Annotated in this window: 11 protein-coding genes; 4 read left to right on the top strand and 7 right to left on the bottom strand. The window is 63.0% G+C overall.

Going from position 1 to position 16,251, the window contains the following annotated elements:
• Positions 1 to 62: 62 nt before the first annotated feature.
• On the top strand, positions 63 to 6,587 hold the full coding sequence (locus EJ066_RS22540; RefSeq protein WP_126041815.1) for a kinesin: 6,525 nt from the start codon (positions 63 to 65) through the stop codon (positions 6,585 to 6,587).
• Positions 6,588 to 6,662: 75 nt separating this feature from the next.
• Here EJ066_RS22540 and EJ066_RS22535 read toward each other — a convergent pair whose 3' ends face one another.
• The 5 genes from EJ066_RS22535 to EJ066_RS22515 form a co-directional block, all read right to left on the bottom strand.
• A complete protein-coding gene (locus EJ066_RS22535) occupies positions 6,663 to 7,106 on the bottom strand; it encodes an SRPBCC family protein (RefSeq protein ID WP_126041813.1) in 444 nt (147 codons plus the stop codon).
• A 280-nt stretch (positions 7,107 to 7,386) separates the two neighbouring features.
• Entirely contained in the window at positions 7,387 to 8,001 is a 615-nt protein-coding gene (locus EJ066_RS22530) for an ABC-type transport auxiliary lipoprotein family protein (protein ID WP_189644342.1), read from the bottom strand.
• Positions 8,002 to 8,092: 91 nt separating this feature from the next.
• Complete coding sequence (locus EJ066_RS22525) at positions 8,093 to 9,466, bottom strand: MlaD family protein (protein ID WP_126041809.1); 1,374 nt, start codon at positions 9,464 to 9,466, stop codon at positions 8,093 to 8,095.
• A 14-nt stretch (positions 9,467 to 9,480) separates the two neighbouring features.
• Positions 9,481 to 10,302: an ABC transporter ATP-binding protein gene (locus tag EJ066_RS22520; protein WP_126041807.1), complete on the bottom strand. Its 822-nt coding sequence runs from the start codon at positions 10,300 to 10,302 to the stop codon at positions 9,481 to 9,483.
• A 1-nt stretch (position 10,303) separates the two neighbouring features.
• Positions 10,304 to 11,491, bottom strand: a complete 1,188-nt coding sequence (locus EJ066_RS22515) for an ABC transporter permease (protein WP_126041805.1) — start codon at positions 11,489 to 11,491, stop codon at positions 10,304 to 10,306.
• A gap of 78 nt (positions 11,492 to 11,569) precedes the next feature.
• On the opposite strand from EJ066_RS22515, the gene dgcA reads away from it, so the two are divergent.
• Positions 11,570 to 12,553 carry an N-acetyl-D-Glu racemase DgcA gene (dgcA, locus tag EJ066_RS22510; protein WP_126041803.1) on the top strand — a complete coding sequence of 328 codons (984 nt, stop codon included), beginning with the start codon at positions 11,570 to 11,572 and terminating at the stop codon, positions 12,551 to 12,553.
• On the opposite strand, the gene EJ066_RS22505 is transcribed toward dgcA, so the two are convergent.
• Positions 12,524 to 13,741, bottom strand: a complete 1,218-nt coding sequence (locus EJ066_RS22505; RefSeq protein ID WP_126041801.1) for an MFS transporter — start codon at positions 13,739 to 13,741, stop codon at positions 12,524 to 12,526. The genes dgcA and EJ066_RS22505 overlap by 30 nt on opposite strands.
• 128 nt (positions 13,742 to 13,869) lie before the next feature.
• Positions 13,870 to 14,691, bottom strand: a complete 822-nt coding sequence (locus tag EJ066_RS22500) for a UDP-2,3-diacylglucosamine diphosphatase (RefSeq protein WP_126041799.1) — start codon at positions 14,689 to 14,691, stop codon at positions 13,870 to 13,872.
• Between the two features lie 121 nt (positions 14,692 to 14,812).
• On the opposite strand from EJ066_RS22500, the gene EJ066_RS22495 reads away from it, so the two are divergent.
• A complete protein-coding gene (locus EJ066_RS22495) occupies positions 14,813 to 15,592 on the top strand; it encodes an SDR family oxidoreductase (protein ID WP_126041797.1) in 780 nt (259 codons plus the stop codon).
• A gap of 255 nt (positions 15,593 to 15,847) precedes the next feature.
• Positions 15,848 to 16,141 carry a hypothetical protein gene (locus tag EJ066_RS22490; protein ID WP_126041794.1) on the top strand — a complete coding sequence of 98 codons (294 nt, stop codon included), beginning with the start codon at positions 15,848 to 15,850 and terminating at the stop codon, positions 16,139 to 16,141.
• The last annotated feature ends 110 nt before the right edge of the window (positions 16,142 to 16,251 follow it).

The following is a 16,251-nucleotide window of genomic DNA, read 5'->3' as shown; positions in this document are numbered from 1 at the left end:
GCGCGGGACACGATAAGCAGAATCCATAAGTCCCGCGGCAGCTTGTACAGGGTAGCGAAGGCATGGCGAAGAAAACAACGACTTCAAGAACGCTCGACAGCGACGTAGCCAAGGAACTCGAAAAGGCACTTGATATCGATCTGAGCGGCGATGCAGTCGACCTCGACATCGCCGCGTCGATGGAAGATCTGGAAGCGCAGATATCGCAGGCTGCCGACGAATTGGCACGCGAAGGCCGCAACCAGAATGCCGAGCCCGTCGCCGAGAAGGCGGAGCCTGTCGCCAACCTAGGCCAGAAGGCGGAGCCTGTCGCCAACCAGGACCAGAAAGCACAGCCCGCGGCAAAGGCAAAGCCGACTGAACTGCGCCCTGTGGAAACGCGCAATGGCTCACAGCCGACCGGGTTCACGCCGGCCAATGACCCTCGCCCAAAAGATTACAAGACGCTGCTGCATACCCTCAATCGGCGTGCCTCGAACACGATCTACTGGGTCGTGGCGCTCGTTTCGCTCATCTGGATCGCGGGCGCCGGCGCATTGGCCAATCTGCTGTTTGGACCAGGCATCTGGCAAATCCGCACGCCCGACCAGTTTTTCGCCCGTCCCGAGCTGATCGGCCTGGCGGCCGCTACGCTCCTGCCCGTCCTGCTGTTCTGGGCGTTTGCAGCCATGATTCGCCGCGCGCAGGAAATGCGCATCGCGGCTCAGTCGATGACGGAAGTGGCTTTCCGCCTGACCGAGCCGGAAAACATCGCCCAGGATCGCGTCATGATGATCGGGCAAGCCGTTCGCCGCGAGGTGGCGGCCATGGGTGAAGGCATCGAACGCACGCTTGCGCGTGCCGTCGAGCTCGAAACACTGGTCCACAGCGAGGTGAACCAGATCGAACGCTCCTATTCGGAGAATGAATCCCGTATCCGATCGCTGGTCGACGGGCTGGGCAGCGAGCGCGAAGCGGTTGTCACGCACGCCGAGCGCGTGCGCGCCTCGATCACCAGCGCGCATGCGACGCTGAAGGACGAAATCGGGGCTGCCAGCGACATCATTCGCGACAGCATCCTCAATGCCTCGACCAACCTGTCGATGACCATCAACAATTCCGGCGATACGCTGATCGACAGGATCAACGAAAGCTCGACATCGATCTTCGATCAGGTGGAAGGCCGGCTCGATACGATCACGGACCGCCTGTCGACCTCCGGCGAAGCCTTCGCCAGCCTGCTCGATACGCGCATCGCCAAGCTGACGGACACGACCGACGGCCTCACCCGGTCATTGACCGATCTGCTCGACGATCGGACCTCCGGCATGGTGTCGCTGCTCGGCGGCGCCGCGCGCACGCTCAACTCCGAATTTGAAGCCAGCCTCGACGGCATCGAGCGGACGCTGGCCGAACGCGGTCAGGCGCTGATTGGTGAATTCCAGACCCGCGCCGAAGCGCTGGACACCGGCACGCAGAAGCTCAACGCGGCGCTCGAGGCCCGCGCGCGCCAGATCAACGAGACCCTGGTCGAGCGCGCGCGCGAAATCGCCCATACCTTCCAGGAAAGCAGGGAGACGCTGTCGGCGATGATCGATCAGGGCAAGACCCAGATCGGCGCCGACATGGCCGACATCGTTTCGTCGACCTCTTCCATGCTTGAGGCGCGCGCCGGCGATTTCGCCGGGCGCATGGAAGCGGCCCGTCACGTGGTGTCGCGCTCCTTCGACGCCGATATTCAGCGGCTTGCCGATGCCCGCGTCGGCATCGAGGAAGCTGTCGAGAACCACAGCCGCAAGCTTTCCGAAAGCCGCGAACGCATGGCGGCCGCAATGCAGGCCGATCTTGAGAAATTCGCCGAAAGCCGTGAAGGTATCGACGCAGCTGTCACCGACCAGGTGCAGAAGCTTGCCGAAGGCCGCGGCCTGATCGCGCGCGCTCTCGAAGAGGATCTGCGCAAGGTCAACGAATCGCGCGCCGCCATCGATGCTTCGCTCGGCAGCCATCTCGAAAGGCTCGAAGAGGGCCGCAGCAGGCTTTCACAGGCCTTGAACGAAGACTCCGGAAAACTTGTACAAGCCCGTACGATCATTGACGAAATGGTTGCCGGCCATGTTGGCAAGCTGGCCGAAGGCCGCAGCATTCTGTCGCGCGCCCTCGAAGCCGACCTCGGCAAGCTGGCCGACAGCCGCGCCAGCATCGACGGCCTGGTCGCCGGTCAGGTCGAGAAGATCGCCGAAGGTCGCGCCATACTCGCCAAGGCGCTGGAAACCGACATTGTCGGCATCAAGGGTCTCATCGAAAACCATTCCGCCAAACTGGCGGAAGACCGCGCCGAGCTGTCGCGCTCGCTCGAAAGCGACCTGTCCGGCATCAGGGGCCTGGTCGGGGACCATTCCGACAGGCTCGCCAGCGATCGCAGCCTGCTTTCGCAGACGCTCGAGGACGACCTCGCCAAACTGGCCGAAAGCCGGTCGAGCATCGACGGGCTGGTCGCCGGCCAGGTCGAGAAGCTGGCTGAAGGCCGCGACATTCTCAAGCGCGCGCTGGAATCCGATCTCAACACGATCAAGGGCGTTATATCGAGCCAGTCGGAAAAGCTGACGGAAGACCGTAGTCAGCTCTCACAGGCGTTGGAAACCGACCTGCAGAGCGTGAATGCCCTTATTTCCGATCACATGAACAGGCTCGCCGAGGACCGTTCAACCCTGTCGAAAGCGCTCGAGGACGACCTCGCCAAACTGGCCGAAAGCCGGTCGAGCATCGATGGTCTGGTTACCGGCCAGGTCGAGAAATTGGCCGAAGGCCGCGACATCCTTAAGCGCGCGCTGGAATCCGATCTCAACACGATCAAGGACGTCATATCAGGCCAGTCCGAAAAGCTGGCGGACGACCGTGGCCAGCTGTCACAGGCGTTGGAAACCGACCTGCAGAGCGTGAATGCCCTTATTTCCGATCACATGAACAGGCTCGCCGAGGACCGCTCAACCCTGTCGAAAGCGCTTGAGGACGACCTCGCCAAGCTGGCCGAAAGCCGGTCGAGCATCGATGGTCTGGTTACCGGCCAGGTCGAGAAATTGGCCGAGGGCCGCGACATTCTCAAGCGCGCGCTGGAATCCGATCTCAACACGATCAAGGACGTCATATCAGGCCAGTCCGAAAAGCTGGCGGAAGACCGGTCGACCCTGTCCAAGGCGCTCGAAGACGATCTCGCCAAATTGGCGGAAAGCCGGTCGAGCATCGACGGGCTGGTTGCCGGCCAGGTCGAAAAACTGGCCGAAGGCCGCGACATCCTCAGACGCGCGCTGGAAGCGGACCTCAACACCATCAAGGGTGTCGTCGCCGACCAGTCCCAGCAGCTGGCCGACAATCGCGCACAGTTTGCGCAGGCGCTGGAGGCCGATCTCGGCAGCGTCAGCGGTCTTGTAAACAGCCATGCCGAGAAGCTAATCCAGGACCGCTCGATCCTCTCCAAGGCGCTTGAGGACGACCTCGCCAAGCTGGCGGAAAGCCGGTCGAGCATCGACGGGCTGGTCGCCGGCCAGGTCGAGAAATTGGCCGAAGGCCGCGACATCCTTAGACGCGCGCTGGAAGCAGACCTGCAGAAAATTGCGACGAGCCGCTCCGACGTCGACGGCATCATCGCCGGGCATGTCGGCAAGCTGGCCGAAGGCCGTGACATGCTGACCCGTGCGCTGGAGGACGATCTCTCCAGGCTCGCCGATACGCGCCAGGAAGTAGACCGTTCCCTGTCCGGCCATATCGACCAGATCGCCGCCAGAAGCACCGACATCTCCGCGGCAATCGCCGCGGATGTCGAAAAGATCGAGCAGGCGTTCAGCCGCCAGACCGGCATCATCGAGGAGCGCGCCGGGACCATGGAGCGCGCGCTGTCGACTGGTGTCGACAACGTTCGCAGCGTGCTCGAAAAGAGCGCCGTCTTCGTTGCGGGAGCGCTGCGCGAAAAGGTCATGGAGGTCACCAGCGCGCTGCATGAGCAGGCAGGCGCGGCGTTCAGCGACGCCGATCGCAAGATCGCCGAACGCGCCGAGCAGACCTCGGCCGCCTTGCTCGCCAGGGCAGAGGATATCGCCCGCACCTTCGAGGAGGCGGATCGCCGCCTCGCCGCACGAGCCGAGGACACTTCGAGCACGCTCATTGCTCGCGCCGAGGATACATCGAGCGCACTCATGGCCCGTGTCGGCGATACGTCGAACTCCCTGATGGTGCGCGCCCAGGAAACGGCCGATCAGCTGGCTGCACGTGCCAGCGAGATCGCCGGAACATTCGATGCGGCGGACCAGAAGCTGGTTGCCCGCGCGGTCGAAACGGCGCAGTCGCTGGCCGCGCGCGCCGGCGACATCCTGCGCAATTTCGAAGGCGCCGACGAACGGCTCGGCGTGCGCATCGGCGAATCGGCCGAAGCGCTCGCGGCGCGGGCATCGGACCTCGGCCGCATTTTCGATGCCGCCGACCAGCAGCTGATGTCGCGCATCGCCGAAGGTTCGGAGGCGCTGTCGGCCCGCGCATCCGAGATCGGCCGTATCTTCGACGAGGCGGATCACCGTCTGGTGTCCCGCATCGCCGACAGCTCGTCTGCGATCGGAGAGCATACCGACAGCATCGTCGGGGCATTTGCCAGCACCGAGGAGCGGGTTGCCGAACGTGCAAGGCAGACCGGTCAGGAACTTGCCGTTCACGCCCGCGAAATCGAGCAGGCGCTCGCCGGGGCCGACGAGCGCCTGGCGTCCAGCGCGGCGGCTGCGGCGGCTCGCGTCGAGGAACAGGTTGCCCGCGTCGAGAACCGCCTCGCCCACACCACCGAGGCAATGGGCCAGAAGCTCAACGAGCAGGTTTCGAGCGCCGAGGCGCAACTCGTTTCGCGCGCCAACGCGATCGCGGAAACCTTCACCGCAGTCGGCCAGCATATCGGCCAGAGCACCAACGATGCGGCGAAGACCATCGGCACCAACACCCGCGAGCTCAACACCATGCTTGCGGCACGTTCGGCCGAGATCTCGAAAATCCTCGACGAAACGGCGCGACCTCTGGTCGAGCGCTTCGCCCAGGGAGGCTCGGAACTGCAAAAGAGCATGGAAGAGGTTACCGAGCGCGCCACCGAGAAGCTGCGCAGCGAAAACGCCACCCTCGTCAATGCGCTCGCCAACCGCACGGCCGAAACATTGTCGGCCGTCGAAGGCGCGCGCTCGACGCTTGCCGACAGTGTCGCCGATCTTATCGGCCGCATGAGCACCTCCAGCGCACAGCTCGGTCAGCTGATCGAGCAGGCGGCGGCCAATCTGGGCCAGGTCGACGAACGCCTGACCGGCAGTACGCAAAGCTTCGCGGCAACGACCGAAAAAGCCGCCCAGACTTTCGCCAGCTCGGCGCGCCTGGTCGATTCGAACACGACACGGCTTACCGAATTGTCGTCTTCCACCTTGCGCGAGGTCGCCTCGATCGCCACCAAGTTCGACGAGCACAGCCGGTTGCTTTCCAGTGCTTCGGACCTGTTGAGTTCGGCCCAGAGCAACCTCGAACATACGCTGGAAAGGCAGTCGTCGCTGGAGGACCTCGCCGTCGGCCTGGTCAAGAAGTCGGAGGATCTCGAAAGGGTCATGCGCTCGTTCGAGACTCTGGTCGGCCAGACACTGCAGAACGCCGAAGGCAAGACGCTGGAGTCGGCGGACAAGATCCGTACCGCCATTTCCGACGTTGTCGATTCGGCAACGAAGCGCTTCGCCGACGCGACCGAGGAGATGCGGCGCACCGCTGGCTCGATCAAGAGCGAGCTCGACCTCACCCGCGCCGAGCTCAAGAAGGGCGTCATCGAGATGCCGGAAGAGGCGAAGGAATCGACCACGGCCATCCGCCGCGCCGTTTCCGAGCAGATCAACGCGTTGAAGGAACTTTCGGATATTGTTGCGAAATCGGGCCGCAGCGCCGACCCTTCGGAGCCGCGCAGCCTGCGTCCGGCACAGCAAGCGCCTGCCGCGCGCGCCGCTGAGCCGCAGCGCCGTCCTGCGGCCCCGCAGCCGGAGCTTCGTGCCCCTCAGGCGCCGTTGGGTGAGTCCGCACTGCGCGGCGCGCTCGACCTGGAACGCCCGGTCGAGACGCCGCCGCGCCAGCGCGAACCCAATGGCCGTACGGCACAGGGCGGGTGGGTGCGCGATCTCTTGACCGGGGCATCACGCGAAGACGTCGCCAAGCCCGCGGCGCCGTTGGAAGCGCCACGCTCGGCCCCGGCCCAGCGTTCGCCGCTTCATGTCGTGGAGTCGCTCAACTCGCTTTCCGTCGATATCGCCCGCGCCATCGATCACGATGCCTCGATCGAATTGTGGAACCGCTACCGGCGCGGCGAGCGTGACGTGTTCACCCGGCGTCTCTACACGCTGAAAGGCCAGCAGACCTTCGACGAGATCCGCCGCAAATATCAGATGGAGGCGGAATTCCGTGCCGCCGTCGACCGTTACTGCGACGATTTCGAAAAGCTGCTCAAGGACGTGTCGCGCAACGACCGAGACAACATGATGGCGCAGACCTACCTGACGTCGGACACCGGCAAGGTCTACACGATGCTCGCCCACGCCAGCGGCCGCCTGCATTGATCAGGCAATAAGGGAACAATAAAAAGGCGAGAAATTCCCGCCTTTTTCATGCCGTCCCGACGTCCCCGGGATGCTCTATTGATTGATCTCCGGTTCGACGAGCCTTGCCAGGTTTCGCAGCGACTCCTGCCAACCGAGATAACAAGCCTCAGCTGGAATGGCGTCCGGAATGCCTGCCTGCGTGATATCCAGCTCCGTGCCGACTGATACTTTCTTCAATATCACGGTCACCTGCATCTCGCCGGGCAAGTTAGGATCGTCGAACTTGTCCGTATAGCGCAGGCGTTCGCCCGGAACGAGCTCGACATATTCGCCGCCAAACGCGTGGCTTTCGTCCGTTGTGAAGTTGCGGAACGACATTTTGAATGTGCCGCCGACTTTGGGTTCCAGATGATAAACCGTGCAGGTAAAGCCGTTGGGCGGCAGCCATTTCGCGAGCGCGTCCGCCTCAAGGAATGCGCGATAGACTTTTTCTGGGCTGGTTGCCAGAACGCGGTGCAGGCGTACAGTACTGGGCATATCATTTATCCTTGTGATGTCGGTCCATGCCCAAGGACGAACGGGTCTTGACCAATCCGACACAAGTTCTGAGTTTTTTGGAACCGGGGCCGCAGACCTTCATGTTAGGCTTTCTGCGACTGCTTTCAACCCTTCCCGGTCCTCGGCAGCGGGCACGACGAACGGGGTCGATTGAGCCCTCATCTGTCGGCGTGGCATTTGCGATGAATCCCATCTCGACCATTGGCGGTAGCCAGATGATTGAGTTTTGATCCCAGCTGCGCCGGCGGCCCTGGCAGCGTCAAATCGCCGAATCGGTCCAGCGGACGATGTCCTTGGCCGCATCGCCGAACGCACTGTCGAGCGCGCCGACATAGGCCTGGTTGCCGCTGCCCGAGACGGGCGCGGTCGCAGTGAAGCTCTTGGAGGCGCGCACCTCGCCGTTGCGGTCGTTCAATATCCGCACGAATAGGTCGACTTCGGCATGTTCGCCGCCGTCGACCCGGACTTCGAAGGAACGCACCTCGACGATCACCTGGTAGTCGATCGCCAGCCCCTCGCCCGGCTTGCCGACACCGGCGAAGCTGCCTGAACGCTGGAATGTCTCGGCCAGCCGCGCCTGCACGATCAGCGGCAGCCGATCGGCCCATTGCGCGCCCTTGAGGTATTGGATCGAGCGCACGGACGGCTTGATGACGATGTTCTGGCTGTCGAGCGCCTTGAGCGCGGAAGGCTGGGCGATGAGAATCTGGCGGCGGCTGCGGCCGCGCGCATCGAGGGCCGGCGCCGACAGCTCGAATGTGTCCAGCGGCGCCGGCCCGCCACCCGGCAAAAACGCGCAACTGGCTAGCGAAAGCGTAAGCAATGCCACACCCGCTTTGAGCCCACCCGATTTGACCCCGCTCAATTTAGACATGAATGACTTCACACGCGATCCCCGTTGTCCCCGGATCGTAAGATCAACCTGCACTTGCAACTCATGTTCTTGGGGCGGGCGAAAGCCGAAGTCAACGCCGCACCCTGCCGTCGAATTGCCGAACCTCGCCTTCGCCGCCTGACAGGATCCGCTGCGGATTGCGGCTGAGATCCGTCACCGCCTCTTCGATGCGGGTGATCGAACGGCGGCTGTCCTGGACCAGCGCTTCGACGTTCTGCAGGCCCTGACCGGAGAATCGCGCCAGATTGTTGGTGATGGTGCCGAGGCGGGCGTTCAGCGTGTCGGCCACCTGCTTGAACGATTTCAGCGTATTCCTGGCGTCGGCTATCATGCCGTCGGCCTGGCCCGAACCGAGCAATTTATCGACCTTGGCGAGGATGCCGTCGACGCGCACCGAGGCGTCGTTAAGGCGCTCCGCGAGCTGCTGCGCGTCCTTGATCGTCTGGTCGATATCATCGGCCCGGTTGGCGACCTTATTGGTCACCTTGGCGATGTCGGCGGCAGCCTCGTTGGCGTTTTCGCTGGCCTTCTGGATGTTGGCCAGCGCGGTGCGAACCTGTGCCGGATCGATGCCATCGAGAACGCCGTCGACCTTGGCCAGCGTGCCTTGCGTCCTTTGGGCGAAATCGTTGATCGATCCCACCGCCGTGTCGACGTTCCTGACGACCCTGTCGAACTGCTTCGAGGTTTCCTTCAGGTTCGCGGTCACCGTATCGACATTGTCGACGATGCTCTTGATCTGGTCCTTGTCGACGGCGTTGAGCAGCCCTTCCGCCGCCTTCAGCGTGCCGTCGAGCTTGCCCGAGACGCCCTTCAACTCTTCCGACAGCGGACTAACGCTGGCGAGGAATTTGTCGATGCCGTCGGAATTCTTGGCCAGCGCATCGGAGAAGGTCTGCACGTTGTTGACGGTCTGCGTCAGTGGTCCGCGAACGTCCTTGGTGAAGCCTTCGAGCTGGGTAAGAACCGTATCGGCGCGGGTGAAGATGTTCTGCGCCGTCTGCAACAGGTTGGTGACCGCCGACGGGTTGGCGACGATCTCGGCGACTCGGCCCTCCTCTTCCGCCTGGTCGAGAAGGTTCACTTCCTTGGGGTCGGCGCCCTTGAGTTCGATATTGGCCTGACCGGTGAGGCCGGCAAGGCCGATATCGGCCTGCGTCGATTTGGTGATCGGCGTCGTGCGGCCTATTTCGGCCTCGGCGATTGCCGCGGTCGGATTGTCGAGGTCGATATAGACGCGCTTGACATCCCCGACCCTGACGCCGTTGAACAGCACGAAACTGCCGCGGCCGAGGCCGGAGGCCGACCCCGGAATACGCACCCGCAGCATCGCCGTCTCACCCCTCTCGCCGATCGCGGCCGTCCAATAGACGAACGCAAAGGCCGCCAGGATCGCTGCTAGCGTGAAAATGCCGACAATGACGTAGTTGGCTCTGGTTTCCATGTACCCACTTATGGCTATGCGCGTGCCGCAAGATCAAGTTGCCGCGCACGTTTTCCGCGGAAATAGGATTTCACCCAGGGTTCCTCGCTTTTGAGCATGTCGTCGATCGTGCCTTCGACCAGCACTTTCTTGTTGCCGAGCACCGCCACCCGATCGCAAGCGGTGAACAGCGTGTCGAGATCATGCGTGACCATGTACACGGTCAGATCCATGGTATCGCGCAGCTTGACCACCAGTTCGTCGAACTCGGCCGCGCTGATCGGGTCGAGGCCGGATGTCGGCTCGTCCAGGAAGACGATGTCGGGATCGAGCGCCAGCGCGCGTGCCAGCGCCGCACGCTTGATCATGCCGCCGGAAAGCTCGGACGGGAATTTCTGCGCCGCATCCGGCGGCAACCCGACCAGTTCGACCTTGAGCATTGCCAGTTCGTCCATCAGCTTTCTCGGGAGATCGAGATATTCGCGCATCGGCACCTGCACGTTTTCCAGGACCGTAAGCGCCGAAAACAGCGCGCCGTGCTGAAAGAGGACGCCAAGGCGCATGTCGATGCGAAGGCGTTCCCTCTCGCTCGCCTTGTCGACATCGACGCCGAACAGCTTGATCGTTCCCGACTGTTTGCGCACCAGGCCGAGGATCGCGCGCAAGAGAACCGATTTGCCGGCACCGGAAGCGCCGACAAAGCCGAGAATCTCGCCGCGCCTGATATCGAGCGACAGATGATCGAGAATGACCTTGTCGCCGAAGGACACGGTGATATCGTGCGCGGAAAGCACGATCTCGTCTTCGTCGGCCCCATCCGCAACTCCGGTCGCCTTCGTGTCGCCCTGCATCGCCATCTCAGAACTCGATCGCCGCGTAGAACATGGCGAAAAGCCCATCGAGGATGATGACCACGAAGATCGATTTCACCACCGAGGCCGTGACGTGCTGTCCCAGCGATTCCGCACTGCCGCCGACCTTCATGCCTTCGACCGAGGCGATCGTGCCGATGATCATAGCCATGAACGGCGCCTTGATCAGCCCGGCAAAGATGGTGCTGAGATCGATGGCGACGCGCAGCCGGTCGATGAAGGCGGCCGGTGCGATGTCGGAATAGAGCCATGCCGCCGCGATGCCGCCGCCAAGTGCTGCGAAATTGGCGATGATCGTCAGGCAAGGCAGTGCGATCACCAGTGCGACCAGCCGCGGGAACACCAGCACGCCGATCGGGTTGAGCCCGATGACCTTCAGCGCGTCGACCTCCTCGCGCATTTTCATCGAACCGATTTCGGCCGTGATGGCGCTGCCCGAACGGCCGGCGATCATGATCGCGGTCATCAGCACGCCGAGTTCGCGCAGGATCAGCACGCCGACCAGATCGACGACGAAGATATCGGCGCCGAAATAGCTGAGCTGGTAGGCGCCTTGCTGGGCAACGATCGCGCCGACGATGGCCGACATCAGCACGACCACCGGTATGGCGCCGACGCCCATGCGATCGATCTGGTTGAAGATCGCCGCCGGATTGACCGCATGGCCACGGCCGAGCTTCATCTGCGAGCCGCGTATCGTGGCGCCCAATATGTTCATCGAGGCCAGGAAATCGTCGCGCATTTCATAGACGCGCCGGCCAACCAGCTCGAGCGCGCGAATGATGATGTTGGGCGGCTTTGTGCCGCCGGAATCGGATTCGCGCCGAACGGCGTCGCCAACGGCGCCGAGCAGGATCGAGGCAATCTCGCTTTGTCCTTGCAGCCTGATCTCGACGCCTTTCTTTTCGAAGGCGCTGACCAGGCGGTCGATCAGCCAGGCCCCGGCGGTGTCCATCTTCTCGATGCGCGAAAGGTCGAGCGCCAGCGTCTTGAAACCGCTGCGCTTCTCGATCTTGCGCATCTCAGCGTCGACCAGCGTCACGGTGCGCGTCGTCCAGTTTCCGGAGAAGGCGCAGCCGAGGACGTCGCCCTCCTCACCGACCGCGACGCGCGGCTGGTGATCGGCCCCATTGGCGGTCGTGCCGCTTGCGAAGCGTTTGCGGATGGTCAACATGGCGTCCTGTTTAGCCTGACGGAACCCACCTGTCGATTTGCCGACGGGCTCGTTGTCGCATAGCTGGAGCAGAAAAATATGGCGCGTGTCATTTCGGTCGAGGCCGAGCGCTTTCCTATCGCCGGGACCTTCACCATTTCGCGCGGCTCGAAGACCGAGGCCGAGGTGATCGCTTGCACGATCAGCCAAGGCAGCCATACCGGGCGCGGCGAATGTGTCCCCTATAAGCGCTATGGCGAGACCATGGACTGTGTCCGTTATGCGATCGAGGCGATGCGGGAGCAGATTGCCGGCGGCATCAGCCGGGCCGCGCTGCTCGACGCCATGCCGGCGGGTGCGGCGCGCAACGCCGTCGATTGCGCTCTGTGGGACCTGGAGGCGAAGATCGCAGGCAAGCCGGTCGCCTCCAGCATCGGCACGGCTCCGCCGAGGGCGCTCGATACGGCCTACACGCTGTCACTCGGCGAGCCCGAGGCGATGGCTGCACAGGCCCGCGCCAATGCCCAGCGGCCGCTGCTCAAGGTCAAGATCGGCGGCGACAACGACATGACCTGTATCCGCGCGGTTAGAGAGGCGGCACCGGCGAGCCGCATCATCCTGGACGCCAATGAGGGCTGGACGGATGACGACATCGTTGCAAACCTGGCCTTTGCCGCCGAACACGCCATCACACTGATCGAACAGCCGCTGCCGGCAGGCCGCGACGGCATCCTCCGCCACATCGCGCATCCGGTGCCGATCTGCGCCGATGAAAGCGTGCATGAGGCAAAGGATCTCGAAGCCCTTGTCGGCCTCTATGACGCCGTCAACATCAAGCTCGACAAATCGGGCGGCCTGACCGCAGCGCTTGCCCTTCGCTATCGCGCCCGCGAACTGGGTTTCGGCGTCATGGTTGGCTGCATGGTCGGCACGTCGCTTGCCATGGCGCCGGCCGTGCTCTTGGCTCAGGATGCCGATTTCGTCGATCTCGACGGTCCGCTGCTGCTGGCCCGCGACCGACGTCCCGGTCTGGTCTACCAAGGTTCGCTGGTGTCACCGCCCGATACGGCGCTGTGGGGCTGAACGCGCGGCAAGTCCGATCAGCGCCAGGCCGGCCAGGGCGATCGGGATCATGGCAAAAAAGCCGTCCACGCCGAAGCGGTCGTACAGCGGGCCGGAAAGCAGCGTCACCACCGCCGTGAAAAAGCCGTTGGAGAAATAGGCGATGCCTTGCGCCGCCCCGGTTCGTTCCTCCGCGACCGTCTCGCCGATCATCTTCTGCAGGCCGATCAGAACCAGCGCCACCGAAACCGCGTGCAGTGTCTGGACCGCGAAAAATCCGGCAACGCCAAGGCCAAGCGGCCAGATCAAGGGAAAGGCGATCCAGCGGACGATCGAACCGAGCCCGGCCATCACCATGATCGACACCACCGAGAAGGAGCCGAAGGCGCGGGTGAAGATCATGAACATGCCGATCTCAGCCACCACGCCCCAACCCCATAAGAGCCCGACAACCGAATCGCTGATGCCGATCGATTTCCAGTAGATCGACACGAAGCCGTAGAGAAACGCATGGCTGGCGGTGATGACGCCGACGCCGATGGAGAAATACAGGAAATAGGCGTTGAGAAGCTTTGGCGCCGATTGCTGGATGTCGGCCGCCGAAAGCGGCGAGGCGCGCCGGGGACGGCCAAGGCGTGGCGCGATCAGTCCAACGGCAAAGGCCGCGCCGAACGCCACGAAGATGATCGTCGGAACGGCCTCGGCGCTGGTCGCCGACAGGATGAAGCCACCGGCGAGATTGGCGCAGAGATAGGAGATCGATCCCCATTTGCGCATGCTTGCGTAATTCGAGCCGAAGCGGCGCACACCAGACAGCGCCAGCGAATCGGCAATCGGCGAGTGCGGCGTCCAGAACACGGCGAGCGCCAGCGAAACGGCCAGCACGATGGCGTAGGTCGGCGTCAGGAAATAGCCCGCCGACAGCGCCAGCGATGCGGCCATCAGCGCGATATAGACGTGCGCGCGGTCGCTCGCCCTGTCGGCCAGTGCCGTAAGCAATGGCGTCGTCACCACGCGCAGGAACATTGGGGCGGCGAGAATGACCGCTATCTGCTCCGCATCAAAACCCTTTGCCTGCAGCCACAGCGGGAAGTATGGCAAATGCGTCCCGAGCGGCACGAAAAGCGTGAAGAAAATCAGGCTCATGCGCAGTTCGAAATGACGCGGCTTGATGAGCTGTTCGGGCGAAAGCGGCGGCAGGGAGGACATCAACAGGCAATCCGTCGGCGCGGCATTCGGCCGAGTCGGCCTGCAGCGCACGCCAACTCCATAACATGCTGAAAAAGCCGGTTGAACCGCTTGGACTAATCGATTAGAGCGAGATCAGGCTGGTTTGTTCACGCCGCCTGAACTGCCCTGCCCTTGATGTCGACCGGCACGAGCACTTCGCTGCCGACTGGAGCTTCCGGCAGGACATGCGCCCAGTGCAGTATCTCCATGCGGCCGTCGAAATGCTCGACCACCGCCGTGCAGCTCTCCACCCAGTCGCCGGTGTTGACGTATTGCACGTCCTCGTAGTTTTCGATCGCGGCATGATGGATGTGCCCGCAGATGACGCCGTCGACATGCGAGCGGCGCGCTTCCTCGGTCAGCATGGTCTGGAACGAGCTGATGAAATTCACCGCCTTTTTGACGTTGACCTTGGCCCAGGACGAAAACGACCAATAAGGCAGGCCAAGCAGTTGGCGAAGCCGCGTCACCACGCGGTTGACGAGCATGGCCGCGTCATAGGCGTAGTCGCCAAGATAGGCGAGCCAGCGCGCATTATGGACGACGGTATCGAACTGATCGCCATGGATGACCAGAAAACGTTTGCCGTCGGCGGTCTCGTGGATGACGCGGTCGGCGACGACGATGCCGCCGAAATGCACGCCCTGGAACTGGCGCGCGAACTCGTCGTGATTGCCGGCGATGTAGGTGATGCTGGCGCCCTTGCGCGCCTTGCGCAGCAATTTCTGGACGACGTCATTGTGGCTCTGCGGCCAGTGCCAGCTCCGTCTCAGCCGCCAGCCGTCGACGATGTCGCCGACGAGATAGATGATATCGGCGTCGTGATGGCGCAGGAAATCGATCAGGAACTCGGCCTTCGCCGCCTTCGATCCGAGATGGACGTCGGAGATGAACATGCTGCGGAAAGTGCGGGGCTCTGCACCAGGCATTGGAGTCTCACCGTTGCTCTCGCGTGAGCCTATGCGCCGATTCATGCAACAACCGTATGACGGTTGCGATTGGTCCAGCCCCAAGAGTAGGTTGCCGCACCAATCAGAGGAGAAAATGATCATGGATCTCGGCATTCGCGGCAAGAAGGCCATCGTCTGTGCTTCCAGCAAGGGCCTTGGACGTGGCTGCGCCATGGCGCTGGCCGAGGCCGGCTGCGATCTGGTCGTCAATGGGCGCAACGCCGACCAGCTGGCGAAGACCGCCGCCGAACTGCGCGAAAGATTTGGCGTCAAGGTGACCGAGATCGTCGGCGACGTGTCGAAGCCCGAGGTGCAGAAGGCGCTGCTCGCCGCCTGCCCCCACCCCGATATCCTCGTCAACAACAATGGCGGACCGCCGTTCCGCGATTTCCGCGGGCTCGACCGCGAAAAGATCCTCGAAGGCGTCACCCAGAACATGGTGACCCCGATCGAACTGGTTCAGGCCGTGATCGACGGCATGGCCGAGCGCGGTTTCGGCCGTATCGTCAACATCACCTCGCTGTCGGTCTATGTCCCCATTCCCGGCCTCGATCTGTCGTCGGGCGCGCGCGCTGGCCTGACTTCGTTTCTCGCCGGCGTCGCGCGGACGGTGATCGACCGCAACGTGACGATCAACAACATGCTGCCGGGCAAGCTCGACACCGACCGGCTGCGCCCCCCGCATGAAGCCGGCACCCCCGAGGATCCGGCAGCCGCCGCCGCACGCAAGACCCAGGCGGCAGCCAACGTTCCGGCCAAGCGGCTCGGCACGCCGGAGGAATTCGGCCAGATCTGCGCCTTCCTGTGTTCGGTTCATGCCGGCTATCTGACCGGGCAGAACATACCGGTGGATGGTGGCGCCTATGTCAGCGCGTTCTAGGGGTAAAATCCAACGCTTGGTACGGCTGGGAACGGAGGGAAAACGACCCTTTGCGGTCGTTTAGTTGCGAGCGTCGCACGACGCAAGTTGACCCGAAGCCGCCCTTCATCAGTCCATTTCGCTGCCCGATAGCCGACGTTCACCGCAACCAGCGTTCCTGGCCCATTCCAGTCATCCGTATATCGTCCGATGCTCGCTACCGGTCGGCTGCTGGTGCGGGTATTATCGGCGCTCTGTACGTCACTATGGTGGAAAATGGATCTGCAAGCCTTCAGAGATTCGATTGCGAAAGCACAGCCGCCGGCCGGCTTGAGCCCTGCCCTGCAGGCGCTGTGGTGGGATGCAAAGGGCGATTGGGATAAGGCGCACGAGCGCGCACAGGAGCGCGACGATACGGCGGGTATGCGCGTGCATGCCTACCTCCATCGCAAGGAAGGCGACCAATCGAATGCGGAATATTGGTATCGCCGCTGCGACGCCGCGCCGTCGATCTTAACGCTTGATGAGGAATGGGAAGAGTTAGCGCGTGCACTTTTGGGGCAAAGCTGAGGCCTGCTGAACGCAAGGTCTGCGTATGGCGCAACCCAGGCGGCTCGCGAAATAGTTGCCTTGCAAGCCGAGGCAAGCGCCAAACGACCGACCCGGTGGAAAGTTGCCGC

It is taken from the genome of Mesorhizobium sp. M9A.F.Ca.ET.002.03.1.2 (genome assembly GCF_003952365.1).
Lineage (GTDB): Bacteria > Pseudomonadota > Alphaproteobacteria > Rhizobiales > Rhizobiaceae > Mesorhizobium.
Note: the sequence above shows the minus strand (reverse complement) of the source record. Positions and strands in the feature narration are given on the sequence as shown.

What these genes read in the sequence shown, in the direction of transcription:
- EJ066_RS22540 (WP_126041815.1), top strand. Translation starts at nt 63, where the DNA reads ATGGCGAAGAAAACAACGACTTCAAGAACGCTCGACAGCGACGTAGCC.
- EJ066_RS22535 (WP_126041813.1), bottom strand. Translation starts at nt 7,106, where the DNA reads ATGCCCAGTACTGTACGCCTGCACCGCGTTCTGGCAACCAGCCCAGAA.
- EJ066_RS22530 (WP_189644342.1), bottom strand. Translation starts at nt 8,001, where the DNA reads ATGTCTAAATTGAGCGGGGTCAAATCGGGTGGGCTCAAAGCGGGTGTG.
- EJ066_RS22525 (WP_126041809.1), bottom strand. Translation starts at nt 9,466, where the DNA reads ATGGAAACCAGAGCCAACTACGTCATTGTCGGCATTTTCACGCTAGCA.
- EJ066_RS22520 (WP_126041807.1), bottom strand. Translation starts at nt 10,302, where the DNA reads ATGGCGATGCAGGGCGACACGAAGGCGACCGGAGTTGCGGATGGGGCC.
- EJ066_RS22515 (WP_126041805.1), bottom strand. Translation starts at nt 11,491, where the DNA reads ATGTTGACCATCCGCAAACGCTTCGCAAGCGGCACGACCGCCAATGGG.
- dgcA (WP_126041803.1), top strand. Translation starts at nt 11,570, where the DNA reads ATGGCGCGTGTCATTTCGGTCGAGGCCGAGCGCTTTCCTATCGCCGGG.
- EJ066_RS22505 (WP_126041801.1), bottom strand. Translation starts at nt 13,741, where the DNA reads ATGTCCTCCCTGCCGCCGCTTTCGCCCGAACAGCTCATCAAGCCGCGT.
- EJ066_RS22500 (WP_126041799.1), bottom strand. Translation starts at nt 14,691, where the DNA reads ATGCCTGGTGCAGAGCCCCGCACTTTCCGCAGCATGTTCATCTCCGAC.
- EJ066_RS22495 (WP_126041797.1), top strand. Translation starts at nt 14,813, where the DNA reads ATGGATCTCGGCATTCGCGGCAAGAAGGCCATCGTCTGTGCTTCCAGC.
- EJ066_RS22490 (WP_126041794.1), top strand. Translation starts at nt 15,848, where the DNA reads ATGGATCTGCAAGCCTTCAGAGATTCGATTGCGAAAGCACAGCCGCCG.